The following is a 26,377-nucleotide window of genomic DNA, read 5'->3' as shown; positions in this document are numbered from 1 at the left end:
TGATTTGGGGCCCCTCGAATGGGCCTGCGCGGGTCTAAAAGGTGGGCCAGGTGAAGCCCACCCGCGCCGAAAGTTTAGGCCCATTCACCCCAAATCAAGGCGAACCACCCATTCAGGCCGTTTCGTTTAGCCCCTGGCGTTCCGTTGTGCTAGTGGCGGGCCGGGAGCGATGTGCGTCGGCTCCCGGCCCGCCGCCAGTTCATTGGATTAGCGGACCAGCACTGGGTCACCGAGTACGCGGCGCGTCGTGGTGGTTGATGCGGCGATGACCGACCACGTGGTGTCGGGGATGAAGTAACCCTGAGCCACGTCAGCGGCGGTCAGCACGCGGTACGGCGTCGCGCTGGTGTATCCCGCTCCCGGGGCCAAGGCGGTGTGGCGGCAGTTGCCCGCGCCCGGCGGCACCGTGCGGGCGATGTTCGACGCCGTCGGCACCACCGACACCGTGACCGCGCCGGTGTTGTGGACCTGGCAGTTGTAGCCGACGGTCTCCCCCGCGGTGTACGGGTTGGCCACGTAGTCCCGGGTGTCGGTGCGCGCGCCGGTGACAGTCACCCCGGCGATGTCACCGACGCCGGTCAGCACGCCACCCCTCAGCGGCACCGGGACGCCGACGATCCGCCCGGTCGCGTTCGCCGTCCCCCGGTCGACGCGCCACGCGGAGTCCGGCACGAAGTACCCGGCCGCCACGTCCGCCGCGGTGACCGTGTGCTTGGCGGTGGAGCAGGTGTAGGTGGCACCCGCGGCCAGTGCCGAGTAGCGGCAATTACCGGTGCCCGGCGGGGCGAATGGGGCATCGAAGTTGCCCGACGTCGGGTACACCGAGACGGTCGTCGTGCCGGTGTTGGTGCCGGTGAAGCGATAGGTCACCACCTCGCCCGCGGTGTATGGGTTCGCGGTCAGGTCGCGCGCGGTGTCGGTGCGCTGGCCGAACAGCCGGACCCCGTCGATCACGACCACCCCGGCCGACGGCAGCGCGGTGACGGTGAACTCGCGCTGCGATTGGCGGCCGTCCGCCGCGGTAGTAGTGACGAGGACCCGATGCGCGCCGACAGTGGCGTTCTTCGGCGCGGTGAGCGTGATCGTCGCGATGGTCGACGCCCCCGCGGCGGCGGTCACCGGGACCGGGGCGGACGCGGTCCAGCCCGCGGGCGGGGTGATCGCGGCGGTGGCGGACAGCGAGGCATCGGTCTGGTTGACCACGGTGACCGGGATCGACACCGACGCGCCTGCCTGCACGGTGGCGTCCGCGATCGTCATCGGCGCGCACAGGTGGTTCAGCCAGGCGTCGTCGAAGCGGGCGAAGGTGATGCCGGTGGTGTACGAGGTCTCGTAGAGCACGCCGATCAGGCCGCTGTCGAGCCGGGTGGCGGTGGAGTAGGCCGCGAAGCCGGGTGCGAACGAGCGCACCGACGTCCAACTGGCGCCGTCGTCGCACGACACCCTGGCCGAGCCGTTGACCCGGCTGGTCTGGCTGTTGCTGTTGGTGAACAACAGCTTCCGCGCGTCCGCGCTGCCCTGGGGAGCGTCCGGGAAGAGACGGGTGATGGACGCGTTGTTGGTCGGGTCTGGCAGCTCGCGATCCTGGCTCACCGGGCCGTAGCTCTGGCCGCCATCGGTGGAGACAGCGGTCTTGCGGTACCCGCCGCCCGCGTTGTCCCGCGAGTTCATGAGCACATCGCCATTCGACAGTTCGACGACCTTGTTCTCGTCCATGGCGGTGCCGACCGGGGTCCCCATCCGCCAGGTGGCGCCATGGTCGTCGGAGTACACGCTGTAGGCCTGCCACTGGTTTGAGCCGTCGGCCTGCCGCACGTGCCCGGCGAACTGCTGGAGGAGCCGTCCCTTGTGCGGCCCGTACTTGAGCTGGATGCCCTCGCCGGAGGTGGCGAAGGTGCCGCGCACGTCACCTGGCACCGGGGCGGCCGGGTTCGCGCCCGGCTTGACCACGTTCGTGATCAGCCGTGGGGCACTCCAGGTGACACCCTGGTCGCTGGACTTGGCGACCTGCGCGCTGAGCACCAAGCGGTTCGCGTCGTCGTTGCCCCATGCGCTGTCGAACACGCCGGTGTCCTTGGAGTACACGGAGAACATGAACAGGTCACCGGTCTCCGCGTCATGCACGAGGCTGGGGTCGCTGTAGCCGTACTTCCCGGTCCCGGTGTGCCCGGCGAGCGCGGTGGCCTGGGCGGTCCAGGTGGCGCCGTTGTCAGTGCTGCGGCGAACCACGATGGAATTCGGATTGGGCGCGTCGGCGGCACTGCCCGGCCTGCCATCCCACGCGGCGACGAGCACGCCGCCACCGAGGTGCGCGAGCGCGGGGATCCGGTAGGAGGCGAACGGCGCCACCATCGTCGCGCCGAGGTTCTGCTGGGTGAACACACCCGGCGGATCCGCGGGCCCGGCCACAGCGGCGGGCGGCCCACCCCCAGCCAACAGGACAACGATCAGCGAAATCACGGCAGCGCCACGCATTGGCAGCTCCTTCAAGTCGCAGGGCGAACACCCGACACATGACGTCTGATGTCCGTTGTCGGAGACTAAGGTGTCCGCGATCACGTGGTCAAGAGCGCGACTCGGCCGGTGAGCAGGTTGCGGAGACGCCGCGTCCAGGGGTCCGCTCAAGCCCCCCGGCTGCGCAAGAACGCTGGCAAGGTGCAGTGCGGACGCGGGCCGCGGATTCCATATCAATGAGTGTTAGGGTATCGATATGACTGCTGGGCGTGGAGACGCGTGCGATCTGCTCTGTCTGGATCTGCCGCACGCGGAAGAGATCCGGGCCGGGCTTCCGGCCCTGCCCGCGGTGGAGACCGCTGCCGCGGCGGCGCGGGCGTTGGGTGACCCGACCCGGTTGACGATCGCCGCCGCCCTCTACGCCGGTGGCGAGTTGTGCGTGTGCGACGTGTCGTGGGTGGTGGGGCAGGCACAGAACCTCGTGTCACACCATCTGCGGCAGCTCAAGATCGCGGGGTTGGTGTCGGCGCGGCGGGACGGGCGATTGGTGATGTACGCGCTGACGCCGCGGGCTCGGGTGCTGCTGCCGATGGTCCTGGGTGACGCGGCGGCCGTGGTGGAGGGCTGAGTCGTGGCTGATGAGTGTTGCGGGCCGCGGGACAGCCATCCGGCGCCGGATGCGGACTCGGGCATGGAGCAGGACCACGGTCCGGCGCGGTTGTGGGATGTCCGTGAGCTGAGGCTGGCGGCGGTCGCCACGGTGCTGCTGGGCGCGGGTCTCGTGATCCCGGGTCGCGTGGGTACCGGGGTGCAGTTGACGGCAGCGGTGGTCGGGGCCGCGACGTTCGTCCCCGGGGCGCTGCGGAATGTGCTGCGGCGCCGGATCGGGGTCGGCACGCTCATGACGATCGCCGCTATCGGGGCTGTCGCGTTAGGACAGATCACCGAGGCGGCGATGCTGGGAGTGCTGTTCTCGATCGCCGAGGGGTTGGAGCACTACGCCATCGCCCGGACCCGCCGCGGGCTGCGGGCCCTGCTCGGGTTGGTCCCGCCGACGGCGTCGGTGCTGCGGGACGGTGCCGAGATCCAGGTCGCGCCGGACGATCTCGTCCTGGGCGACCGGATGGTGCTGCGGCCGGGCGGGCGCGCGGCCACCGACGGCGTGATCCGCGCGGGCCGCACCAGCCTGGATCTCTCGGCGATCACCGGGGAGTCGGTGCCGGTCGAGGCCGGGCCGGGTGACCGGGTGCACGCGGGGGCGATCAACGGTGGCGGCGCGATCGAGGTCGAGGTCACCGCGCGTGCGTCGGACTCGTCGTTGGCCCGGATCGTGCACATCGTGGAGGAGGCGCAGGACCGCAAGGGCGGCGGGCAGCGGCTGGCCGACCGGATCGCCCGTCCGCTGGTGCCCGCGATCATGGGTCTGGCGGTGATCATCGCCGCGGTCGGCGCGGTGGCGGGGGATCCGCTGGTCTGGGTGGAACGGGCGCTGGTGGTGTTGGTCGCGGCGTCGCCGTGCGCGCTGGCCATCTCCATCCCGCTGACCGTGGTCGCCGCCGTCGGCGCGGCCAGCAGGCACGGCGCGCTGGTCAAGGGCGGGGCGGCGCTGGAGGAACTGGGGCGCGTCGGCGTCGTCGCGCTGGACAAGACCGGCACGCTGACCCGCAACGCCCCGCGCGTGGTGGACGTCGTCGCCGTGGGCGAGGCGACCCGCGCCGACGTGCTCGCCGCGGCCGCGGCGCTGGAGGCTCGCAGCGAGCACCCGCTGGCCCGCGCCATCCTCGACGCCGCGGACTCCGTTCCCGCCGCGGCCGACGTGACCGCGGTTCCCGGGCACGGCCTGCGCGGCCGGGTCGACGGCACTGCCCTGCGACTGGGCAAGCCCGGCTGGGTACCTGCGGGCGAGTTGGCCAATGACGTCGAGCGCCTTGAGCGAGCAGGCGCGACCGTCGTGCTCATCGAACGCGCCGACACACTGCTCGGGGCGATCGCGGTGCGCGACGACCTGCGCGACGAGACCCCGGAGGTCATCAGCAGGCTGAACGCGATGGGCATCCGCACCGCGATGCTCACCGGCGACAACATCCGCACCGCCACCGCGCTGGCCGCCCAGGCGGGGATCAGCACCGTCCACGCCGAGTTGCTGCCGGAGGACAAGGCGAACCTGCTCGCCGGTCTGCGCGACGGCCGCAAGATCGCCATGGTTGGCGACGGGGTGAACGACGCCCCGGCCCTGGCCACCGCCGACGTCGGGATAGCCATGGGCGCGATGGGCACCGACGTGGCCATCGAGACCGCCGACGTCGCGCTGATGGGCGAGGACCTGCGCCACCTGCCGCAGGTGCTGGCCCACGCCCGCCACGCGCGGACGGTGATGCTGCAGAACGTCGGCCTGTCGCTGGCCATCATCGGCGTGCTCATTCCGCTGGCCGCGTTCGGCGTACTCGGCCTGGCCACCGTCGTGCTCGTGCACGAGTCGGCCGAGGTCCTGGTCATCCTCAACGCGATCCGGGCGGCCAAGACCACCGCCCTGCCCGGAGTCACTACCACCAGCCCGGCCACCCCACCGATCCTGGCCGTGTCGATCGCGGGCAAGAGCGACGACACCGGGTGCTGCGATGCCTGCTGAGATCGACGTCCTGGTCGTCGGGGCCGGGCAGGCGGGTCTGGCCATGGGCTACGAGCTGACCCAGGCAGGCTTGGACTTCCTGATCGTCGACGGCGCCGCCGAGGTCGGACAGAGTTGGCGGCGGCGCTGGGACTCGCTGCGGCTGTTCACCCCCGCCCGCTACAGCTCCCTGCCCGGGTTGGCCTTCCCCGCGCCCGCCACCCACCTGCCGGACAAGGACGAGGTCGCCGCCTACCTCGCCGACTACGCCCGCCACTTCGCGCTCCCGCTGCGTCTGGACGCTGGTGTGCGCGAACTCCGCAGGGCAGACGGCGGGCGGTTCGAGGCGGTCACCGACCGAGGGATCCTCACCGCGAAGTCGGTCGTGGTGGCCACCGGGCCATTCCAGACGCCCGCTGTCCCGGCATTCGCCAATCAACTGCCGCCCGAGATCCTCCAGGTGCACACCGCGCACTACCGCAACCCCGACCAACTGCCCGATGGCCCGGTCCTCGTCGTGGGCGCCGGGAACTCCGGGGTCCAGATCGCCGGGGAACTCGCCCGCACCCGGACGGTCACCCTGGCTGTCGGAACCAGGCAACCCGCTCTCCCCCAACGTTTTCTCGGCCGCGACCTGTTCAGCTGGCTCGACCGGCTGGGCGTCATGCGGGTTCCGGCCCAGAGCAGGCTCGGCAGGCGGATGCGCGAGCGCGACCCGCTGATCGGCACCAGCCTGCGCGACCTCGAACGGCAAGGAGTACGGCTGACCGGGCGGGTCACCGCCGACGGCAGCCGGGTCGACGCCACCACCATCGTGTGGGCGACGGGTTATCGGCCCGACTACGCGTGGCTCACCGTCCCTGATTCCGTCGGCGCCAACGGCGAACCACGGCACAACGCGGGTGTGAGCCCGATTCCTGGCTTGTACTACCTGGGTCTGCCCTACCAGCGAACCCGCGGCTCCGCGCTACTCGGCTGGGTCGGTCACGACGCCACCCATCTCATGGACCACCTCGCTGCCCGGCGTTCGACCGCGCCGACGGCAAGCTAGGGCGACCAAGCGGGTGACGCTCGCGTGTCCGGGCGCGCTGGAAGCCGCCCGGCGGTTAGGCTGCGAAACGGACCATGGGAGGTGCAGCCATGTCGATCGACGTCCAGCAGCCCAGGACGCACGACATCGTCAGCAACAGCATCCTGATCGCCGGTGTCGCGGGCGGTGCGTTCGAGGCGAACTTCAACTACCGCGTCCATGAAGGACACGACGAGGTCGTCGGCGCCTTCATGGCGGGCGACGGCATCGGCGGGCACGGGCAGTTCCAGATCTCCGTCGACGTGTCAGGGGCCTCATTCCAACTCGACCGGCTGTTCGTCGAGGTGTTCCACACCTCGCCCAACGATGGCGCCGAGCTCGACAAGGTGATCGTGCCCGTGGTGCACGGGCCGAAGATCATCCCCGGATACCGGGTCTACCTGGAACACGTCGTGCAGCCCGGCGAGACGCTGTGGGGCATCTCGACCCACCACTACGGGGCGGGCAACCTCTATCACCGGCTCGTGTCCGCCAATCCCGGCACGATCACCGATCCCAACGTGATCCATCCCGGCGACGTCATCAGGATTCCGCAGGACTGAGCTCGTGGCTCAGCCCGCCACTGGTTCCCGCTCGGCGACCGGGGTGTTCCGGCCGCGGGCCAGCGGCGCCAGCGTGCGCTGAACGATGAAGTACTCGGCGACGATCACGTTGATCAGGATGGCTCCCCACACGCTGGCGGAGTAGATGTCGGTGAAGCTCAACGAGAACGACTGCTTCAGCGGCAAGCCGATGACCAGGAAGATGCGCAAGGTCACCGCGCTGAACGTCAACGCGTAGTTGCGGATCATCCAGATCCGGTGCAGCGCCACCTCACCGCGGCGGATGTGCTGGATGGCCTTGGCCAGCGAGTACAGCCAGGCCGCCGCGAGCAGGTAGAACGCGACCTGCGCCGAGAAGCCGTCGAGGGAGAACGTGGCGGCGAACAGCGACACGACCGAGGCGACCACCACCGAGACCAGGTAGACCCGGCCCATCAGCCGGTGCAGGTGGGGTTTGCGGGTGCGCAGCTTGGCCACGAACTGGAACGGGCCGATGATCAGCGCGAGTCCGCCGGGAACGGCGTGCAGCGCGAGGACCAGGTAGTGCACCGCCACATCCGGGTTGATCGGCACTTTGCTGTCGGCCGGGTTCCCGCTCAGATACGGCGGGACCGCGTAGGCGGCGATGCCGATCGCGAACACGGCGACCATCCCCCACGACGCCCACCACCAGCGGCGGCGAGTGGTTCGAGACATCGATCCGGTGACCATAGGAAGACTCCAATTACGCTCGGTTCTGCTTGTTAGAGGCTATAACAGCGGATAACCCCTAAGCAATCAATCTGCATATAAAGTGTTGTTAGGACTTCTTACGCTAGAGACCGGGTGTTAGAGTTGCGAGGTGGAGGGAGGCCGGGATGCAACCAGCAGCCGCCCGCAATCCGATGCGGGAGCGGTTCCGTGAGCAGGTTCGCGAAGACGTCAAGGCGGCGGCCCTGGATCAACTGGCCTCGGGTGGGCCGCAGGCGATCTCGATCAACGCCATCGCCAAGCAGTTGGGGGTGTCCGGGCCCGCGCTCTATCGCTACTTCGCCAACCGGGACGACCTGCTGACCGCGCTGGTCATCGACGCCTACTGCGACCTGCGCGACGCTCTGGCACCCGTGCTCGACCCCACAACGCCCCGCCGCGACCCGGAAGAGCGAGTCCGCGGATTGGCGGGCGCGTATCGGGCCTGGGCGCTGGCTCAGCCGCACCGCTACGAGCTGCTGTTCAAACCGCCACTACCGGGCTACGACGCCCACGCCGAACCTCTCGCCGCCGCGGCCCGGTCACTCATGGCGATCTTGCTGGCCGCCTTGCACGGCATCGACGACCCCAAGCCCGCCGGGCCGGTGACCTACGAGCACGAAGACGTCCTCGCCGCCCGGGGCGCGGGCACCGAGCCGTTCCACCTCGCCGTCTCGGTGTGGTCCCGGCTGCACGGAATCGTCAGCCTCGAACTGGGCGGCGGCTTCTCGGCCATGCACCTCGACGCCGACGCCCTCTTCGAGAGGGAGCTGCGAGTTCTCGTCGAGCGAGTCGACTCAGCACGGACCTGAACGGGCCGATCAGCGCAGTTGCCTGAACGTCCCGACAACTGTGAACGCGTCGTTGACCGGTCTGATGAGCGAGGCCAGGCGACGGGCGCCCGCGTCGCCGATCGGCGTCCACAGCGGAGCTCAGTGCTCGTCGGTCTCGACCTCGATCCGCTCGCGCCGCGATACCCGCGGCGGTCACGGTGCCGTCGCCGTTAGCCAGGCGCGCGCGACCAGACGCGCCGTCGCAGCACGGTGATCTGCAGGGCGTGAGCCTGGCCGTCATTCGTGAGGCGCTCGTGCGGGTGGTCGGCGAGGGCCTAGCCGACCGGCTGCCCAACCGCGGCTTCGCCGTCCCAGCCTTCTCCGACCGCCGGTCCTGCTGGAGACCTTCGACCGGATGTGGACCGCGAGCGAGCTGGCTAGGGCGTGTCCTGTGGATCATGGTGGGTGGGATCCGTGATCCGCTTGGTTCCTGGGCGTGCCGCAGGGACGGTCGCGTACTGGTTGTCCGTGGCCGTTCCCGCGGTGCGGCCAGGGGTCAAGCGGGCGCGGATAGCGCCCGCCATGATCCGCAGGACATGCCCTAGCCGCTGGTCGGCGGACCGCCACCCCGACCGCGACCACGTCGCCGAGCACCGTGGGCTGGAGGCGGCGGCGCTGGCCCGCGACGCCGACACCGCGGCCGAGGCACTGATCCAGCAACTCACCCTGACCGCGACCGGACTGACCTGAGACACCGAGCCGCAGGGTCCGCTCAGGACAGACCTAGACTGTGGATCAGGCCCCAACGTCGCCCGCAGGCGATGGCGCCTAGGGACGGAGAGGGTATGCGACGGCTGGAACCGCTGTGGCGGAGGACATCGACGGCCTTCCTGCAGGTGTGCGGCGGGCTCGCGACCTCGGCGCTGGCCCTGCTCGCGCTGCTCTGGCTCACCGTCACCATCGTGGCTTCACTCATCGGTGTCGGGCTGCTTCTGCTACCCGGCGCACTCCGCACCGCGCACGGTGTCGCGCAACGGGAGCGGGCACGGTTGCGGCAGTGGGGCGTCGACCTCGTGGAACCCGCCCCGTGGCCGACTGGGGTCCGCACCGCCCTGGCCGACACCGACGTGCGACGTGAGTTGGCGTGGTTGGCCGGACACGCGACGGGCGGATTCCTGCTCGGGGTCCTCGGCGTCATGCTGCCGCTGTCGGCGGTGCGAGACCTGACCTTCCCCGCATGGTGGACACTGTTGCCCGCGGATGAGGTCGCGTCCGCGACGCTGTGGTTCTGGGTGGTACGCGACTGGACAGGTGCCTGGCTCGTTACTCTGTCCGCCTTGGTATGGCTCGCCCTCACGGTCCTTCTGACGCCATCACTCGCGCGGCTCCAGATGCGCAGAGGCCGCCTGCTCCTGGGCCCGCTGCCGGGCACCGACATACCGCAGCGGATCGCCGAGCTCACCGCCACCCGCGCCGCGGCGCTCGACGCGCACGCGGTCGAGCTGCGCCGGATCGAACGCGCCCTGCACGACAGCACCCAGAACACGCTCGTCGCCGTGACGGTGCTGATCGGTGCCGCGCGGCGCACGCTCGAGCGCGACCCGTCCCAGACCGACGAGTTGCTCGGACAGGCGCAGACAGCGGCCGAGAAGGCGTTGAGCGAGCTGCGATCCGTCGCCCGTGGGATCCTGCCGCCGGTGCTCGCCGACCGTGGTCTCGACGGCGCGCTGACCAGCCTGGCCGCACACTCGGTCATCCCAACCACTGTCCACATCGACCTGATCGGCCGCTGCCCGGCCTCGGTCGAGTCCAGCGCCTACTTCGCCGTCTCCGAGGCCATGACGAACGTGGCCCGACACAGCGGCGCCCGGCACGCCACCGTCACGGTGAACAACCACGGAGGTCGCCTCCGCGTCCGTGTCACCGACGACGGCGCGGGGGGTGCCGCGGAGGGCGGCGGCACCGGTCTGACCGGCATTCGCCAACGCGTCGAGGCCCACGACGGCACATTCCTGCTCACCAGCCCCCTTGGTGGGCCAACGACACTGGAGGTCGACCTGCCGTGCGGATCGTGATCGCCGAGGACGACGCGCTGCTTCGTGAAGGGCTCGCGCTGCTGCTGCGCGCCGAATCCCTGGACGTGGTCGCCACGACGGCCACACCGATCGAGTTCCTGGCGGCGCTCGACGAACACCGACCCGACGTGGCGATCGTGGACGTGCGGATGCCCCCGACCCACACCGACGAGGGCATCCGCGCGGCGGTCGAGGCCCGACGGCGCCAACCCGCTCTGGCGATCCTGGTCCTGTCGGCCTATGTCGAGCAGACTTTCGCCACGGAACTCCTGGCAGGCGGCGCCGCGGGCCTGGGATACCTGCTCAAGGAGCGGGTCGGCCGGGTCGAGGAGTTCCTCGACGCCCTGCGGCGCGTCGCGGCGGGCGGCACGGCGCTCGACCCCGAGGCGGTGTCCCAACTGCTGGTGCGCAGCCGTCCCGACAAGCGGCTCGACCGGCTCACCGCCCGGGAGCGCGAGGTGTTGGCCCTGATGGCGGAAGGGCTGGGCAACCTGGCGGTGGCCGAGCGTCTCGTCGTCAGCGAAGGGGCGGTGCACAAACACATCCGCAACATCTTCGCCAAGCTCGACCTGGCGCCGAGCGATCGAGCCGACCGCCGGGTCAGTGCCGTCCTGCGGTATCTCGACGACGAGCAGCGGTCCTCGCGTTAGGTCGCGGGGGCGGCAGCGCCCCCGCGACCGGGCGGGTCAGTCACACATCGCGGCGTCGACGACGTCCTCGACGTGCCTGGCGGCCTTCTCTGTGGTGGGGAGGGACGTCACCGTCAGGGACACGACGCGACCGTCCTCGGTCGCCGCGTTGCGGGTCTCGAATCCCGGGATGTCCCCACCGTGGCTCCAGGCGAAACCCCCGCAGCTCAAGGTGAACGTCTGGATTCCCAGTCCGTACCGCTCGTCACCCCGGACGCTCGAATGCGGTGCGGCCACGGTCTTCTTCATCTCAGCCAGCTGCTCAGGCTTGAGCAACCGACCGCCCAGGAGTGCGGTGAAGAAGCGCGTGACGTCGCTGGGGGTCGAGATCAGCTGCCCAGCCGCCCAGCCCCACGACGGGTCCATTGTGGTCACGTTCACCAACGGCGCGCCTTCCTTGGCCGCGAAGTACCCCTGCGGATGCCTCCCGGGGATGCTTTGGTCGCCTACCCCTGGCCAGGAGGTGTCGCGCAGACCGATCCGGTCGATCACCCGGCGGGTGATCTCCTCACCGACCGGCCGACCGGTGACCTTCTCGATCAACAGGCCTGCCAGCAGGTAGTTGGTGTTGCTGTAGGACCACGCGGTGCCAGGGGCGAACAGCGCCGGATGGCTCAGACCCTTGTCGAGGACTCCCCGTGGGTCGAGATAGTTGTGCTGCAGCGCCTCGAAGTTGCCGCCGATCTCCTCGTCGTAGTCCGGCAGCCCGCTGGTGTGCTGGAGCAGTTGGCGGACGGTGATGTGGTGGCCGTCGATCCCGTCGCCGCGGACGAGTCCGGGCAGGTACTTCTCGATCGGGTCGTCAAGGCCGACCTTGCCCTCCCCCACGAGCTGCAGAACGACGGTCGCGACGAAGGTCTTGGTGTTGCTGCCGATCCGGACGTGACCGTCGGTCGGAACCTTGCCGCCTTCGGTCAGGCTCGCGACCCCCGCGGTGAAGTTGCGAATCCGGCCATCCGCGGAACGCACCGCCGCAAGGCTCGCCGGGAAACCCTCGTCGCGCACCAGGGCGTTGAGCCGGACCTGCATGGGACGCCCGCCCGCCGAACCGCTCATCGTGGCAGCCGCCTCGCCGCCCAGTGCGGGCTGCACGACCAGACCCGTTGCCGCGCCCGCGAGCACGACCGCGGTGGCGGCGACCCACGGCCATCGGCGCCGCTGAGCGCGGTTGGGGGACGTGGTCGGGAGCGGTCGTGAGTCGGTCATGCGGTGCCTCCTCGGTGAAGCGGATTCGCGGACCACCTCAGCCTGTCCGGAGACCGCGTCGCGCCCCATCCCGCTGCCGGGCCACCTGTGGTGGTGCTGGCTATACCGCCCTTCGGGTCGCTCACAGGATCGTCCGCACGGCCTGTTCTTCGTAGCGTCGAAGCCAACAACGACACCACCGAAGAGGACCCATGATCACCCAGGACCGCCAACTCGGGCGGCAGGCCCCCGCGATCGAACTCACTCGCGCCAGCAAGACCTATCCGGGGGGCGTGCGAGCACTGGACGACGTGTCTCTCGTCGTCGAGCGCGGCACATTCATGGCGGTGATGGGGCCATCGGGCTCCGGCAAGAGCACGCTCATGCACTGCGCAGCGGGCCTCGACATCCCGACCACCGGGCGGGTCATGATCGACGGCCAGGACACCGGTCAGCTCAGCGAGAACCGGCGATCGGAGCTGCGCCGGGACCGCGTGGGGTTCATCTTCCAGGCCTACAACCTGCTGCCCTCGCTCAGTGTCGAGGACAACATCACCCTCCCCCTGCGGCTGGCCGGGACCACCCCCGACTCGCGCTGGGTGCGTGAGCTCGTCGACCGTGTCGGGCTCGGCGACCGCCTGCACCACCGGCCCGCCGAGCTCTCCGGGGGCCAGCAGCAACGCGCGGCGATCGCTCGGGCCCTGGTCGCGCGGCCCGCGGTCGTGTTCGCCGACGAACCGACCGGCGCCCTCGACCTCCAGGCCGCGCACGCCGTGCTGAACCTGCTCGGCGAGATCTCCGCCGAACTGCGGCAGACGGTCGTGATGGTCACCCACGACCCGGCCGCGGCCGCCCGCGCGGACACGGCCCTGGTCATGGCCGACGGTCGCGTGATCGCCACCGTCGTGCGTCCCGACGCCACCGATCTGGCCCACCGCCTCGTCACCATCACGAAGGGCTTGCGATGATCTCGCTCGCAGCGCGCATGGCGCGCCGCCGGATCAGTTCGATGATCGCGGTCGCGCTGGCGATCCTGGGCGGTCTCACCCTGGTGACGGCCACCGGCGTCATCGTCGAGACGGGGCTGAGTTCCCACGCACCGACCGGCAGGCTCGGCGGGGCCGACATCGTGGTCTCGGCCGAGCAGAGCATGCCGACCCAGGAGGGTCTCCCCGTCTCGTTCGCCGAACGGCGCAGGCTCCCCGCCGACCTCGTCACCGACCTGGCCGCCCTCCCTGGGGTGTCCCGCGCCGTGGGTGACGTCAGCTTCCCTGCCGCCGCCGTAAGTTCCGCGGGCGACGTGGTGCCCTCGGCCGACCCGCGCACGGCAGGCCACGGTTGGGCCTCCGTCGACCTGATCGAGAAACCAGGTGTGGTCGGCTCGCCTCCTCGTAGCCAGAACGAGGTGGCGCTCGGTCGCACCGCGGCCGAGGCCGCCGACGTGAAGCCGGGCGACGACGTCCAGATCACCGTCGCGGGCGAGCCCGCGGCCTCGTTCCGGGTGTCGGCGGTGGTGCAGGGCGCCACGGACGAGCTTTTCTTCGCCGACTCGGCCGCCAGCGGGATGGCCGCCTTGACCCAGGGCTCGTCCACCGCCGTCGACCTCATCGGCATCAAGGCCGCACCGGAAGCCGTCGAGAGCGTGGCCACCGCCATCCGCGACCGGACTCCGAACCTCTCGGTCTCGACCGGCGCCGACCGGGGTGACTCCGGCGCACCAGGGACCACCGCGGCGCGCGGCCTCCTGCTCCTGCTGGCCGCGTCCCTGGCCGGTTTGATCCTGATGATCATCGGCTTCGTCGTGGCAGGCGCCTGCGCGGTCTCCCTCAGCGGGCAACAACGCGAGCTCGCCCTGCTCCGCGCCGTCGGCGCGACCCCCCTCCAGGTGCGCCGCCTGGTCGCGGGGCAGGCATCCGTCGTCGCGTTGCTGGTCATGGCGCCGGGGGTGGCGCTCGGATACCTGCTGGCAGGCCAGTTGCGCGACCTGCTGATCCAACTCGGGCTCCTGCCCGCGGCGCTTCCGTCGACCGTCAGTGCGCTGCCTGGGCTCGCCGCCGCCGCCCTCATGCTCGCCTTGGTCCAGCTGACCACGCGGGCGGCGGCGTGGCGGACCTCGCGCATGCCCGCCACCGAGGCGGTCGCCCAGTCGACGAGTGAACCGCGCACACCGAATCGTTTGCGGGCGCTGGCGGGACTGCTGGTCATCGTGGCCGCGACCGTGCTCTCAGTGACGCCCATCGTTGTCCCGACGGAACTCGGTGCCGCCGCGACATCGACCGCGGGCATCCTCGCCGCGATCGGGCTGGCGATGGCGGGCCCGTGGACCGTGAGTCGTGTCGGGCGGGTGTTCGTCGCGCGCCTGCCGCGTCGCGCCGCCGTCTCGACGTGGCTGGCCGCGTCCAACCTGCGGGGACACGCCCAGCGATTCGCCGGGGTGATGACGGCACTGGCCATGGCGGTGGCCTTCGCAATCACCTGGGGGCTGTCCCAGACGACCGTGCTGAGCGCGACCTCAGCGGACGCGCGGGCCGCAACGCTGGCGCAGCACCGGATCGGCGCGGACGCTCTCGGCGGCGTGCCGCGCGATCTCCTGGCAGCGACCAAGACATCCCCCGGTGTCCAAGGCGCCGCCTCCGTCTCCGGCACCTCGATCGTGTGGCCGCACAGGGTGTTCGGCGACGTGGAGTCCGAGACGGAGTCGGCGATCGTCCTCGGCCCGGGGGCGGCGGGTGTGCTCGATCTCGACGTGCGCGCCGGTGACCTGGACCAGCTGACGGGCGACACGATCGCCATCAGCGGCGACGTTTCCCAAGCACGGGACGCACCACTCGGCCAGACGGTGAACCTGTTGCTCGGGGACGGCTCCCCCGTCCAGGCGCGCGTCGTCGCGATCTACGAGCGCGGCCTCGGCTTCGGTCCGGTCGCACTGTCCCACGACCTCGTGAAGGGACACACGACGTCCGGCCTCGATCAGAGCATCCTCGTCCGGACCGACGGAACCGCCGCTTCCGCGAACGCTTTGACAGCCTTGGTCGAGGCACGGCCCGGCATTGACCTAGAAAACACGGACGCGGCGCCCACCGCGGCTCCGGCCGGGCTCTGGCTCAACCTCGCGGCCATCAGCGTGATCTTGGGCTATCTGCTCTTGAGCATCGCGAACAAGATCGTCGCGATGACGGCACAACGAGCCCACGAGATCGCGACGCTGCGCCTCATCGGTGCCACGCACCGCCAGATCCGGGCCATGGTGCGGCGGGAGGCCGCCGCCGTCGCCGGGTCGGCGACCATCGCGGGACTGGCTGTGTCCGCGCTGCCGCTGGCCTTCCTCAGCATCGGCTTCCTCGGCACGCCGTGGCCCGCGGGGCCGGTCCTGCTGCTTCCGGTCACGGTGGCGGTCATCGTCTGCCTCGCCTTCGTCACCATCGAAGTGCCGACCCGACTGGCACTGCGCAAGCCACCGGCGGAGGCGCTGCGCCGCTGACCGCCTCAGCCCCGCAGGCCTGCGATCAGGAGTTGGACCAGGCGGCGTGCGTCGTAGCGGGGGTCGCGATCCCCTGAGACGCAAAGGTTTCCGATACCACGCATCAACTCGTAGGCGCTGATGTCCACACTGATCTCACCCGCGTCGACCGCGGCGTCCAGCAATTGTGCGCACACCGGCACGAGCCGCTCGACGAAGTATGCGAACTAGGGTCTTCCTGCGCTGGGTGGCGCATCCGCTGACGGTCGGGTCCACTGCGGCAAGGAGCTGACCAAACGCTAGGTGTCAACTGTTCCTGGCGACCAGTGCGTCCAGCAGGTGCTCGTTGATCATCCGGTGAATCCGGCCATAGACAGGTACGAAGATGTCCTCAAACCGGATGTCACGGTCCCGGTCGGTGGCGCGGATGGTGAGCACCAGATGTCCGGTGACGGTTTCCGTCTTGATCCCCAGCAGGAACAGGCTCAGGCCCGCGGTCAGCGGAACTGAAAGAATGCCCAGCACCTTGAGCGAGGTCGGGTTGCGTTTCGTCGTCTCCAATTCGGGCCGGTAGTGCCACTTCGAACTGTGCAGCGGGAAGGTCACAATGGTGTCCGCCGTGGTCACCGAAACGAGGGGGATCGCCGCCGATCCCGGCGGCCGGATCCGTTTGAACTCGGCGATGACGATGTGATGGTGGACCGCGTCGGTGCTCTGCCCCTGGAAGGTCGCCAGGACGGACTTCGGCTCGTCGGCCCACGTGGACCTGTCAAATTCCCGCACCTCGACTGGGTCGACCGGTGCGCGCCGCTCGGCGAGCTTCTTCGCGAGACTGGCGATGGTGTCGAACGCCTGCCCACCCACCCGCCTGCCAATCTCATCGGCGGCGGCGTCCTGCATCTGCTTGAGCCGATGCTTGAGTTCGGACAATCTGCCGCGACCCGATTCGGAGTTCGCGGAGGAGTCGCTCACCCCGGCCAGCGTAGTGATCGGATTTGGTCCACGTCCACGTGCGTAGCTCGAATGGATCACTGGCCCGAACCGCCAGCCGGTAGGGATCGCCATCCATGATCGGACTGCGATCCGACGACACCCCGCCGATATGATGTTGGTCGAGACCCTGGAGGTGCCGTGGGTGTGGGGCAGTTGGTCAACCGGGTACTGAGACGGCAGGCCGAGGGCATAGTAACCGTGCCGGTCCCCAGCGAAGGCCGCCCCACCACGGCCTTCGTGCCGAACGAGGTCTACCTCGAAGTCCGGATCCGCCAGATGTGGCTGACCGACGAACGGGAACTGTGGCGGGAGTACACCCCGTTCGCGACGGTCGTCTCCGAGTTCATCCGACGCGGCAGGCGGGTGGCGGTGCCCACGGTGCTCGGCGCGGCCACGCTCGGCAGGCGGTTGCAGGTCAGCGGGGTCGATGACGCGCTGGAAGTGTGCAATGTGCGGGTCGCTGGTCCGGTGCCGTACGAGGGCGACGATGTCAGTCTCCTGGTCGCGCTGTTCCGGTTGAAGACCGTCGATTGGCTGGCGCGGTCGCTGAAACTGGTCGAGGACGTGGCGGGCGCGGTGGGATTCGCGGGCCTCGCGGCGACGGCGACGGTGGCCGACTCCCTTGTGCGCGGGGTGGAGTCGTTCCTCGACATGTCGGAGCTGGAACTCCGGGTGGGGACCTATCACTCCTGGTCCGCGCCCTACGGCGAGCCGGGCTCGGCCACCGAGTTGCGGCCGATGGACTTCGCCGTTCTCCGTCGCCCCACGGCTTCCGCGGCGGAACTGGCTGAGCTGCGGGTGAAGGACGGCAGGCTGCACCGGCTGCGGGACGGGAACCTGGTCGCCTACCGCGACCACGACTTCATCCTGATCAGCGTCGAGGCACGCGAGTTCCGGGACGACTACCGCGGCCTGGAGTTCTACGGCTTATGGGAGCAGACTCGCCAGCACGTGATCAACGGCGACCTCGGCGCGGCGCGGCGGCTTTGGCGGCAGACCGCGGGCGCGATCCACACCGACGAGTTGATCCGGCCGCAGCAGGAGACGTTGTTCGCCGAGTACCAACGACTCTACGGCGATCTGGTCGCCCGATTCGGTGACGGCGCCGAACACCGTGGGGACCCGCGCGGCTCGGACGCGGACTGGGACGACGATCCCGAGTCGATCCTGCGGCGAGCGGCGGGGTGAGCGACGAGAAGCCGCGCGTCGAGATCCTCGGCGATGCCGAGGTCGAGCAGATCAGGGTCGACTACCGGAGACTCCTCGAACAGGCGGTGGCGGCCAGGCGGCTCATCACCGGCGGTCGCTTCACCGAGGCCGGACAGGTGCTCGCCGGGGTTGAGCCGATCGCGCTGAGGTTCATCACCGAAGCCAGTTTCGGGGTGTTCCAGATGCTTGGCCAGTGCGCGCGGATCGGCCTGCGGTTCGACGACGCGCGGATGCGCTACGCCCAGGCCTTCGAGATCGCGTCCCGATACACCGAGTCCGACGCCCGGACGGCGGGCAACATGCAGAGCATCGCCGCGGCCGGGATCGCGTCGGTGGCACTGGCCGAGGAGAACCTCCCCGAGGCGAGCGAGTGGTACGGCATGGCCGTCGAGCTCGCCCGTGCGTTCAGCGACGGCGACGGCCTCGCCGCGGAACTCCAGTCCTACGCCGAAGTCCTGCACCGGATGCGCGACGACCGCGCCGAGGACGTCTACCGCGAGGCGCTCGGCCTGCCGGGGGTCAGCACCGTCGTCCGCGGTGTCATCCTCGACAACTTCAGCCGGGAGCTGGAACGTCGGGGCCGCGTCGCCGAGGCGGTCCAGCACTGCGAGTACGCGGTGACGATGCTCGGCGAGGCGGGCGCGGACTACGAGCGGTTCAAAGCACTCATCAACCTCGCCACGCTGGCCAGGCAACTCGACCCGGCAAGATCGACCGACGCCTTCGTCGCCGCACACGAACTGATCCATCGGATCCACGCGCGGGTCGACGCCGCGCACTATGTCGACGGGTATGTGCGGCGGGTCGTGGCGATCAACGAGGAGATGCGGCGCCGGATCAGCGACCCGGACACGCCGTCGCTGCAGCATCCCGCCTTCGACGCCATGGTGAACAACTTGGTCGCGCGGTTCAAAGCGTCGGATCCGGGCACTCCCTTGTCCGTGGACGGATTCCGGTACGCGGTCGCCAACCAGATCGCCAAATCCGGTCTGAAGAACGCGATCCAGCTGTTCCTGGAGCACCGCTACACCGACGCGGAGGCGGAGCTGCGACTGGTCGAGCTGACCTGGCAACACCTCGGCGCCCACCATGAGCTGCCCAAGGTGTGGGCGGTGCTCGGTCAGATCCACACGGCCACGGGACACCCCAGCCGGGCTTGGGCCGTGCTCGAACGAGCCAGGGTGGAAGCGCATCGACTTGGCGACGCCCAGGGCGAGTTCGGCGCCTTGATCGGTCTGCTGGCCGCTTCGACCCACCTTGAGGTCGGCTCAGGTCCGAACCCGCTGGAACTGCTCGCGCAGGCTCGCGCCCTGCATTCCTTCATGGCCCGCAGCGTCAGTCCCGATTCGGATGGCGGCGAGAACGACGGCGGCGCGCTGGACCGCATGGAGTTCGAACTCTGCGACCTGTTCGACGCGGTGGACCTGGCTGAGCGGTCCCTTCGGCGCTCGATCGAGATCGTGGCGAGGTATCCGGACAAGGTTGGCGACGACACGCGGGTGACCCGGTTGTGCAGGCTCCTGCGGTTTCTGGCCGAGCACGCCCGGTTCGACGAGGCCCGTTCCGTCCGGGACGAGTTGGAGGCGATCAGCGAGAGCCTCACCCAGCCGAACCTGCGCTATTCGATCCACACGGCGATCGCGTTGGTCGACTTCCGCGCGGGCGAGTGGACCAAGCAGACCCTGCACCGGTTCCGCGACGGTTGCGCGGCCTTCGAACAGGTGCACCCTGGCCCGCTCGGCCTCGGCGAGACCGACCAACTCGCGGGCACCGCCGCCTCGCACTACCTCGCCGCCGCCGAACTCGCCCTGCACCTCGGCTACCGGACGGAGGCGTTCGAGCTGTTGGAACGGGCCAAGTCCCGGGCCCTGCTGCACGCGCTCGGCAACCAGCGGCCGTCCGGCGAGACGGACCACCCGCTGCTCGCCGAGGAGAGCCGGCTGTGGAGCGAACTGCAGCGGCTGCGTTCCCCTGCGGACCAGACCGAGGACCCGCCCAACGAACAAGCGCGCCTTCTGTTGCGCCGCAAGGAAGAACTGGACCGCGTACGCGACCGGCTGACCCAGCTGTGGGACGAACTCGCCGACGCCTCCCCCGAGGTCAAGGCGCACCGGCTGGCCGAGCCGATCACCGTGGCGGAGGTGACGACCCTGCTGGACGGCGCCGCGCTGGTCGAGTTCTTCGTCGCCAGTCGCGCGATCCACGCGCTGACTATCAGCGCGGCGGGCATCGCCACCAGGATCGTCGCCACCGCCGACGATCCCGACCTTGACGACCTGTATCGGCTGCTGGTCGAAGAGGATCTGGGCCCGGTGCTCGCCAACCCGGTCTACACCCGCCTGAGTCAAGTCATCGACGACGCGGCGCGAGACGGGTCGGTCTACGTCGTGCCACACCAACGACTTCACCTTCTGCCGCTACACCTGAAGGCCGGGGCACCCGACGCCCGCGCACGGACGTTCCTGCTGCCCAGCGCCTCGGTCTTGCGCACGAAGCGGGCGCGGCCACAGCTCGCCGGAGTGGCTCTGGTCGCCGGTGATCCGTCCGGCGACCTGCCCTTCGCGCGTGGAGAGTGCGCCCACGCCGCGGCGCGACTGGGTGCGTCCGCGCCGCGACTGGGCCAGGACGTGACTCTCGACTGGCTGGCGGGCGCGTTGCGTGAACAGCCGGTCGGGCTCGTGCACCTGGCGTGCCACGGCGTGTTCAACGAACGCCGTCCGGAACTCAGCGGCCTGGTCCTGGCCGACGCGGACGGCCTGCCGGGTCTGGTCCCCCTGTCCGACTTGGCAGGGCTCGACTGGGCGGGGGTCGTGGTGGTCCTCAGCGCGTGCAACACCGGAATGCACAAAGTGCACGCGGGCGACGAACTCGCCGGACTCGGCCGCGCCCTGCTCGGCGCCGGAGCGACGGCGTTGATCACCAGCTTCCGGCGCGTACCCGACCTCGCCACCGCGCTGCTGATGACCTGGTTCTACGAAACGCTGAACTCGCTGGAGTTCACCAGGGTCGGTGCGGCGCTTGCGGAAGCGCAGCGGCGACTCCGCGACGCCACCGCGCGCGACCTGATCGCCTGGGCCACACTCGACGCCACCACCGGCGACGACCGGACCACCCTCGCCTGTCGCGTCGTCGCCGCCGCACACCGGGCCGCCGGAAACGTCGACGAGTACGTCACCTGGCAGGACAACACGAACAAGTGTCGCCAAGGCCAGGCCCCGTCTCTCGCCAACTGGTCCCGCCAAGCCGCCATCGCCGCACAACCCCAGTACCAGGCCCATCCGTTCGCCGCCCCCGCCAACTGGGCCTCCTTCGCCATCCTGGGAGCAGGCTGACCACGACGGCGAGGGACGGGGGGCGGGTGGCTTTGGGGACCGCAGGTCCCTGCACTTCCCCCTGCACCCTCGTCCCGGCAATCCCTTGTCCTGGATCAGGGATGTCAAGGGTCAGCTTGCTGATCGCGCAGCGACGCCGCAGGCGCCCTTGAGATCGCTGATCCAGGACAAGACGCTGAAAAACGAGGGAGCGCCCCACCAGACATCCGCGATGCCGCAGGCGAGCCCGACAAGAAGCCTTGAGCGAACGCTGAGCCAGAGGACATCTTCATCCGAGACGGATCCCCGCACCGTGGGTCTCATACATGCGCACGGCGACGATCAGGCCCGACGCCGCGGTGATCGCGGCGACCGTCCAGATCGCAGGGCGCAGGCCGTAGAGGTCGGCGACGGTGCCGGCGAGCAGGGCGCCGACGGCGAAGCCGCCGTCGCGCCACAGCCGGTAGACGCCGACCGCGCGGGCCCGCCAGGCCGGGTGGGCGACGTCGCCGATCGTGGCGAGCAGGGTGGGGTAGACCATCGCGGTGCCCGCACCCAGCAGTGCGGCGGCGACGGCCCACACGGCGAAGGTGTCGGCGGTGGCGAACACGGCGAGCGCGGCGGCTTGGGTGAACATGCCCCCGGTAATGAGGTGTTTGCGGCCCCACCGGTCCGACAGCGGTCCGGTGACAAGCTGGCCGAGTCCCCAGACCGCGGGATAGAGGGCGGCGAGGACGCCGATGCGGCCGATGGACATGCCGGTGGTGGCGAACAGGATCGGGAACAGCCCCCACGCGAGTCCGTCGTTGAGGTTGTTGACCATCCCGGCCTGGCTCGCCGCGGACAGGGCAGGTTCACGCAAACTGGTGTGGGCGAACACTTCGCGGTCGGTCAGCTCGCCATGTAGGTCGTCGCGGACCTGGTGGGTGGCGGCTTCGAGGCGGGCGTGGTCGCGGGTCTCGCGGACGAACAACACCGACAGTCCCAGACCCAGTGCGGCGTAGGACAGGCCCAGCAGGAAGGGCGCGGGCCTGAGCCCGTAGCGGGCGGCGAGGTAGCCGGTGGCCAATGCGGTGGCGGCGACGGCGAGGTACCCGGCGGCCTCGTTGAGGCCCATCGCCAGACCACGCCGGGAGGGTCCGGCCAGGTCGATCTTCATGATCACCGTCGTGGACCAGGTCAGGCCCTGGTTGACGCCGAGCAGGACGTTGGCGGCCACGATCCAGCCCCAGTGCGGCGCCCAGATCAGCAGCAGCGGCACCGGGATCGCGATGAGCCACCCGGCCAGGAGCACCGGTTTGCGGCCGTAACGGTCGGAGAAGGTACCCGCGAAGTAGTTGGTGGCGGCCTTGGTGACGCCGAAGGCGAGGATGTAGGTCAGCGCGGCGGTGTAGGCGCCGAGGTGGAACTCCTGCTCGGCGAGCAGCGGCAGCACGGTGCGTTCCTGTCCGAGCATGCCGCCGACGAGGGCGTTGACGGCCACGAGCAGACTGAACTGGGCCAGGTTGGCCCGCAAGCCCAGCGCGGTCGTCACTCCCCGGTTTCCAGCTTCCGGCCGGTGGCCTTGGTCCAGTCGCCGGGTCCGCCGACGAGGACGGCGAGGTCACGGTGTCCGGCGCTTTCGAGCACGCTGGCCGCGCCCATCGCGCGTTCCCCGTGGCCGCACATCACCACCGTCGGCTCAGCCGCGAGTTCGTCGACCCGCGCGGGCAGTTCGCCCAGTTCGATGTGGACGGCGCCGGGGACGTGGCCGTCGACGTACTCCGAGGTCTGACGGACGTCGAGCACGCGGACGCCCGAGAGGTCATTGCCGCCTGCCAGGCGGGTGCGGGTGATCGGGTGGCCTGCCGCGTCCCAGGCCGCCATGCCACCGCCGAGTTCGCCGATCAGGTTGTCGTAGCCGATCTTGGCGGCCTGCCAGGCGACCTCGGCCGGGTCCTGCCCGGGGTCGCGCACGATGACGATCGGCCGGTCGTGCGGCGCCAGCCAGCCCAGCCAGGACGCGAACGCCGGTCGCAGCGGGATCGACAGCGCGCCGGGAATGTGGCCGTCGGCGAACGCGGCCGCCGGGCGGACATCGACGAGTTCGGCCCCCGCGGCGCGCACCGCGGCGATGTCGACGGCGGGCAGCGTGGGCGCCTGGTCGAGCACGGCGGGTCCGCGGCGGTTCACCTCGGCCAGGCGCAGGAAGTACGACGGGAAGCTGCCCAGCGAGCCGAGCAGCGCCGCGACGAACGCGTCGGCGTCCGCGACGCGCAGCAGCGGGTTGGACGCCAGTTCCCGCGCGACGGTGGAGGTTCGCTCCTGGCTGGGCGGCGCCGAGCAGAACGAGCCCGCGCCGTGCGTCGGCCACACCGCGGTCTCCCCCGGCAGCGCCGCCAGCCGGTGCAGCGAGGCGAACTGCGCGCGGGCGAGCGACTCGGTTTGCTCCGGGGACACCAGGTCGGTGCGGGCCGCGGACCCGACGAGCAGCGACCCGCCGGTGAACACCCCGATGGCGCGGTCGCCGTCGGAGAGCACGAACGACAGGTGCTCATGGGTGTGGCCCGGCGTCGCCAGCACGCGCAGTCGCAGGCCGCCGAGGTCGACCTCGTCCCCGTCACGCAGACCGGTGTGGGTGAACTCCCGCTGCCCCGCCGCGGACGCCAGCACTTGGGCGCCATCGGTCGCCGACAGCTGCCGGGCGCCGGAGAGAAAGTCGGCGTGCAGGTGCGTGTCCGCGGCGAACGCGATCCGCAGACCCCGCCGCTCGGCCATCGCGCGCACCGCACGTAGGTCGCGGCTGACGTCGACGGCGAGCGCCCGCCCGTCGCCGAGGTCGACCAGGTAAGCCGAGTTGCCCAACCCCTCGTCGACGAGCGGAACCACATCCAGCGCGGCCACGGCTGCCTCCTCACGTTCACGGCTGGCTGAACGCCACCCGCCCACCTGTTCTACACTATTCCATAGATGATTGGAGAAGTATGGGTCACCGTGCCGCGAAGACCGCCCTGTTCGACCAGTTCGCCCGCGTCGGCAAGGCGCTGAGCAGCGGAAAGCGGCTGGAGCTGCTCGACATGCTCGCCCAGGGCGAGCGCACCGTCGAAGCACTAGCGCGGGCCGCCGATCTCGGCCTCACCACGGCCTCGTCCCATCTGCAGACCCTCAAACAGGCCAACCTCGTCGCGACCCGACGCGAGGGGACGAAAATCCACTACCGACTCGCGGGCGATGACGTCGCCGCGCTTTTCGCGCTGGTCCGGACCGTCGCCCGCGACCGCCTCCCCGACGCCGAGGCCGCCCGCGCCGCCTACCTCGGGCCGGACACCGACGAGGTCACCCGCGAGGAACTGCTGCGCCGAGCCCGACGCGGCGAGGTCACGGTGATCGATGTCCGCCCACGCGAGGAGTACACCGCGGGCCACATCCCCGGCGCGGTATCGATCCCACTGGACGAACTCCCCCAGCGACTCGCCGAACTCCCCGCCGACCAAGAGATCGTCGCCTACTGCCGCGGCGCCTACTGCGTCTTCGCCCACGACGCCGTCCGTCTGCTCACCGCACAGGGCCGCCGGGCGAGCAGGCTGTCGGAGGGCATGCTCGAGTGGCGCCTGGCCGACCTGCCGGTGGCGACCTGACGTCGACTTCGACGGTTCAGACTCCACCAAATGGACTCCACCCAAGCTCGGCCTGTGGGACGTGACGCTGTGACCGACCCGCGCACCTCTTGGCAAGGAGTGAATCGGGTCGACACGGCGTGCGCATGCGTGCGCCAGGGGTTACCGTTGAGTGATCGAAACCGTCGACCACGCGGGCGATCCCTCCCCTGGCGGCGGTGGAAGGGAGACGGTCATGGCATCCCACGACACCGGAGCCCGCCAAGTCGTCGGCGGTCGGCACCCCGGACAACTCCTCGCCGCGGCGGTCGCGGCGGTTTTCCTTCTGGTCGGGATCCTCGGGTTCATTCCCGGCGCCACGACGAACTACGACCAGCTTGAGTTCGCCGGACACGAGTCCGGCGCGCTGCTGCTCGGCCTGTTCAACGTCTCGATCCTGCACAACCTCGTGCACGCGGCGTTCGGGCTGGTCGGACTCGGTCTGGCGCGCACCGTGAGCGGCGCACGAGCCTTTCTGATCGGCGGCGGGGCCATCTACCTGGTCCTGTGGATCTACGGCATGGTCATCGACCACGACAGCGCGGCCAACTTTGTCCCCGTCAACGACGCCGACAACTGGCTGCACCTCGGACTCGGCGCGGGGATGATCATCCTGGGACTGCTCGCCGCACGCACGAGCCGACCCACGTCCATCGATTAGGCCCCAGCCGGGGATGACTTGAGTTTCCGGGCAAGCCGTTCAGCCGTGGGCCAACGGACTTGAGTGGCCCAACCGAGCTTCTCGAGAGCCCAGATGACCCGAGCGGAGATGTCGACCTGTCCGCGTTGGACGCCGTGGCGTGCGCAAGTGGGGTCGGCGTGATGCGAGTTGTGCCAGGACTCGCCCATTGAGGCAACGGCGAGCGGCCAGAAGTTCGTGGACTTGTCCCTGGCGTCGAACGGTCGCTCGCCCAGCATGTGGCAGATCGAGTTGACCGACCAGGTCACGTGGTGCAGCAGCGAGACCCGGACCAGGCTGGCCCAGAAGAACGCCGTGGCCGCCCCCCACCATGACACTGTCGCCAGCCCACCGATCACCGCGGGTGCGAGCAAGGTGACCACCGACAGCGCCGGGAAGAGCCGGTCGACGCGTCGAATGTCGGCGTCGGCGAGCAGGTCGGGAGCGAAGCGGCGGGCGTTGGTCTGCTCGCGGTCGAACAGCCAGCCCATGTGCGCGTGGATGAATCCCTTGGCCAGCGCGCCCGGTGTCGTCCCGTACAACCACGGGGAGTGCGGGTCACCCTCTTTGTCTGCGTAGGCGTGGTGGCGGCGGTGGTCGGCCACCCAGCCGATGACGGGACCCTGCATGGCCATGCTCCCCGTCACCGCGAGCGCGATCCGCAGACCGCGATTGGCCTTGAACGCGCCGTGCGTGAAGTGCCGGTGGAATCCGACGGTGATGCCCAGGCAGGTCAAGGTGTAGAAGAAGAGGGCTATTCCGACGTCGATCCAGCCCAACCCCCAGCCCCAGGCCACCGGGACGGCAGCCACCAGCGCCACCAGCGGGATGATGGCGAAGGCTTTGACCAACACGGTCTGGGTTCGGGTCTTCTCCCCGTCGAGCATCGGCTCCGGACCGCCGCGCGCGGGCGGCCCAAGGCTTTCGAGTGCGACAGTCACTACG

Annotated in this window: 21 protein-coding genes and 1 pseudogene; 14 read left to right on the top strand and 8 right to left on the bottom strand. The window is 70.1% G+C overall.

Annotated features, from left to right (window positions below; all coding sequences use genetic code 11):
- Positions 1-207 precede the first annotated feature (207 nt).
- Positions 208-2,475 carry a sialidase family protein gene (locus BN1701_RS07760; protein WP_082859703.1) on the bottom strand — a complete coding sequence of 756 codons (2,268 nt, stop codon included), beginning with the start codon at positions 2,473-2,475 and terminating at the stop codon, positions 208-210.
- A 235-nt stretch (positions 2,476-2,710) separates the two neighbouring features.
- On the opposite strand from BN1701_RS07760, the gene BN1701_RS07755 reads away from it, so the two are divergent.
- The 4 genes from BN1701_RS07755 to BN1701_RS07740 all read left to right on the top strand — a co-directional run bounded on the left by BN1701_RS07755 (position 2,711) and on the right by BN1701_RS07740 (position 6,694).
- Positions 2,711-3,082 carry a metalloregulator ArsR/SmtB family transcription factor gene (locus BN1701_RS07755; RefSeq protein ID WP_054046870.1) on the top strand — a complete coding sequence of 124 codons (372 nt, stop codon included), beginning with the start codon at positions 2,711-2,713 and terminating at the stop codon, positions 3,080-3,082.
- A gap of 3 nt (positions 3,083-3,085) precedes the next feature.
- Entirely contained in the window at positions 3,086-5,083 is a 1,998-nt protein-coding gene (locus BN1701_RS07750; protein WP_054046868.1) for a cation-translocating P-type ATPase, read from the top strand.
- Positions 5,073-6,113, top strand: a complete 1,041-nt coding sequence (locus tag BN1701_RS07745) for an NAD(P)/FAD-dependent oxidoreductase (protein WP_054046867.1) — start codon at positions 5,073-5,075, stop codon at positions 6,111-6,113. Before BN1701_RS07750 ends, BN1701_RS07745 begins: the two co-directional genes overlap by 11 nt.
- 89 nt (positions 6,114-6,202) lie before the next feature.
- The gene (locus BN1701_RS07740) at positions 6,203-6,694 is read left to right on the top strand and encodes a Gmad2 immunoglobulin-like domain-containing protein (RefSeq protein WP_054046865.1); all 492 of its coding nucleotides are present in this window, start codon (positions 6,203-6,205) and stop codon (positions 6,692-6,694) included.
- Positions 6,695-6,703: 9 nt separating this feature from the next.
- Here the strand turns inward: BN1701_RS07740 and BN1701_RS07735 are convergent, their stop codons facing one another.
- Positions 6,704-7,390, bottom strand: a complete 687-nt coding sequence (locus BN1701_RS07735; protein ID WP_231949524.1) for a DUF2306 domain-containing protein — start codon at positions 7,388-7,390, stop codon at positions 6,704-6,706.
- 161 nt (positions 7,391-7,551) lie between these two features.
- On the opposite strand from BN1701_RS07735, the gene BN1701_RS07730 reads away from it, so the two are divergent.
- From BN1701_RS07730 to BN1701_RS07720, 4 genes are all read left to right on the top strand, one after another.
- Entirely contained in the window at positions 7,552-8,235 is a 684-nt protein-coding gene (locus BN1701_RS07730) for a TetR/AcrR family transcriptional regulator (RefSeq protein ID WP_067520582.1), read from the top strand.
- A 435-nt stretch (positions 8,236-8,670) separates the two neighbouring features.
- Positions 8,671-8,946 carry a hypothetical protein gene (locus tag BN1701_RS38095; protein WP_369800505.1) on the top strand — a complete coding sequence of 92 codons (276 nt, stop codon included), beginning with the start codon at positions 8,671-8,673 and terminating at the stop codon, positions 8,944-8,946.
- 95 nt (positions 8,947-9,041) lie between these two features.
- The gene (locus BN1701_RS07725; RefSeq protein WP_197672060.1) at positions 9,042-10,271 is read left to right on the top strand and encodes a sensor histidine kinase; all 1,230 of its coding nucleotides are present in this window, start codon (positions 9,042-9,044) and stop codon (positions 10,269-10,271) included.
- Positions 10,259-10,921 (top strand): response regulator transcription factor, encoded by a 663-nt coding sequence (locus tag BN1701_RS07720; RefSeq protein WP_054046856.1) that lies wholly within the window; start codon positions 10,259-10,261, stop codon positions 10,919-10,921. Before BN1701_RS07725 ends, BN1701_RS07720 begins: the two co-directional genes overlap by 13 nt.
- A gap of 36 nt (positions 10,922-10,957) precedes the next feature.
- Here the strand turns inward: BN1701_RS07720 and BN1701_RS07715 are convergent, their stop codons facing one another.
- Positions 10,958-12,166 carry a serine hydrolase gene (locus BN1701_RS07715; protein ID WP_054046854.1) on the bottom strand — a complete coding sequence of 403 codons (1,209 nt, stop codon included), beginning with the start codon at positions 12,164-12,166 and terminating at the stop codon, positions 10,958-10,960.
- A gap of 191 nt (positions 12,167-12,357) precedes the next feature.
- Between BN1701_RS07715 and BN1701_RS07710 the strand changes: the two genes are divergently transcribed.
- Positions 12,358-13,113 (top strand): ABC transporter ATP-binding protein, encoded by a 756-nt coding sequence (locus BN1701_RS07710; RefSeq protein WP_054046853.1) that lies wholly within the window; start codon positions 12,358-12,360, stop codon positions 13,111-13,113.
- Positions 13,110-15,626, top strand: coding sequence for an FtsX-like permease family protein (locus BN1701_RS07705; RefSeq protein ID WP_054046851.1), 2,517 nt, complete (start codon positions 13,110-13,112; stop codon positions 15,624-15,626). The genes BN1701_RS07710 and BN1701_RS07705 overlap by 4 nt, the downstream gene beginning before the upstream one ends.
- A 5-nt stretch (positions 15,627-15,631) precedes the next feature.
- Here BN1701_RS07705 and BN1701_RS37150 read toward each other — a convergent pair.
- Together BN1701_RS37150 and BN1701_RS07700 are read right to left on the bottom strand one after the other, a co-directional pair.
- Positions 15,632-15,829 (bottom strand): annotated as a pseudogene (locus tag BN1701_RS37150) (TetR family transcriptional regulator); the annotation flags it as partial.
- A gap of 82 nt (positions 15,830-15,911) precedes the next feature.
- On the bottom strand, positions 15,912-16,577 hold the full coding sequence (locus BN1701_RS07700) for a hypothetical protein (protein ID WP_054046849.1): 666 nt from the start codon (positions 16,575-16,577) through the stop codon (positions 15,912-15,914).
- 159 nt (positions 16,578-16,736) lie between these two features.
- On the opposite strand from BN1701_RS07700, the gene BN1701_RS07695 reads away from it, so the two are divergent.
- Positions 16,737-17,786, top strand: coding sequence for a hypothetical protein (locus tag BN1701_RS07695; RefSeq protein WP_054046847.1), 1,050 nt, complete (start codon positions 16,737-16,739; stop codon positions 17,784-17,786).
- Positions 17,783-21,139, top strand: coding sequence for a CHAT domain-containing protein (locus BN1701_RS07690; RefSeq protein ID WP_054046845.1), 3,357 nt, complete (start codon positions 17,783-17,785; stop codon positions 21,137-21,139). Before BN1701_RS07695 ends, BN1701_RS07690 begins: the two co-directional genes overlap by 4 nt.
- Before the next feature lie 268 nt (positions 21,140-21,407).
- Here BN1701_RS07690 and BN1701_RS07685 read toward each other — a convergent pair whose 3' ends face one another.
- On the bottom strand, positions 21,408-22,652 hold the full coding sequence (locus tag BN1701_RS07685) for an MFS transporter (protein ID WP_054046843.1): 1,245 nt from the start codon (positions 22,650-22,652) through the stop codon (positions 21,408-21,410).
- A complete protein-coding gene (locus BN1701_RS07680; RefSeq protein ID WP_054046841.1) occupies positions 22,649-24,001 on the bottom strand; it encodes a rhodanese-like domain-containing protein in 1,353 nt (450 codons plus the stop codon). The genes BN1701_RS07685 and BN1701_RS07680 overlap by 4 nt, the downstream gene beginning before the upstream one ends.
- Positions 24,002-24,081: 80 nt before the next feature.
- Between BN1701_RS07680 and BN1701_RS07675 the strand changes: the two genes are divergently transcribed.
- Complete coding sequence (locus tag BN1701_RS07675; protein WP_054046840.1) at positions 24,082-24,735, top strand: metalloregulator ArsR/SmtB family transcription factor; 654 nt, start codon at positions 24,082-24,084, stop codon at positions 24,733-24,735.
- A gap of 214 nt (positions 24,736-24,949) precedes the next feature.
- Positions 24,950-25,414 (top strand): DUF4383 domain-containing protein, encoded by a 465-nt coding sequence (locus tag BN1701_RS07670; protein WP_054046838.1) that lies wholly within the window; start codon positions 24,950-24,952, stop codon positions 25,412-25,414.
- Here BN1701_RS07670 and BN1701_RS07665 read toward each other — a convergent pair.
- Positions 25,411-26,319 (bottom strand): acyl-CoA desaturase, encoded by a 909-nt coding sequence (locus BN1701_RS07665; protein WP_054055702.1) that lies wholly within the window; start codon positions 26,317-26,319, stop codon positions 25,411-25,413. The genes BN1701_RS07670 and BN1701_RS07665 overlap by 4 nt on opposite strands.
- Positions 26,320-26,377 lie beyond the last annotated feature (58 nt).

Origin of the sequence: Alloactinosynnema sp. L-07, assembly GCF_900070365.1 — a bacterium.
In the GTDB taxonomy this organism is placed as follows: Bacteria; Actinomycetota; Actinomycetes; order Mycobacteriales; family Pseudonocardiaceae; genus Actinokineospora.
This window is presented reverse-complemented; position numbering and strand designations above follow the sequence as displayed.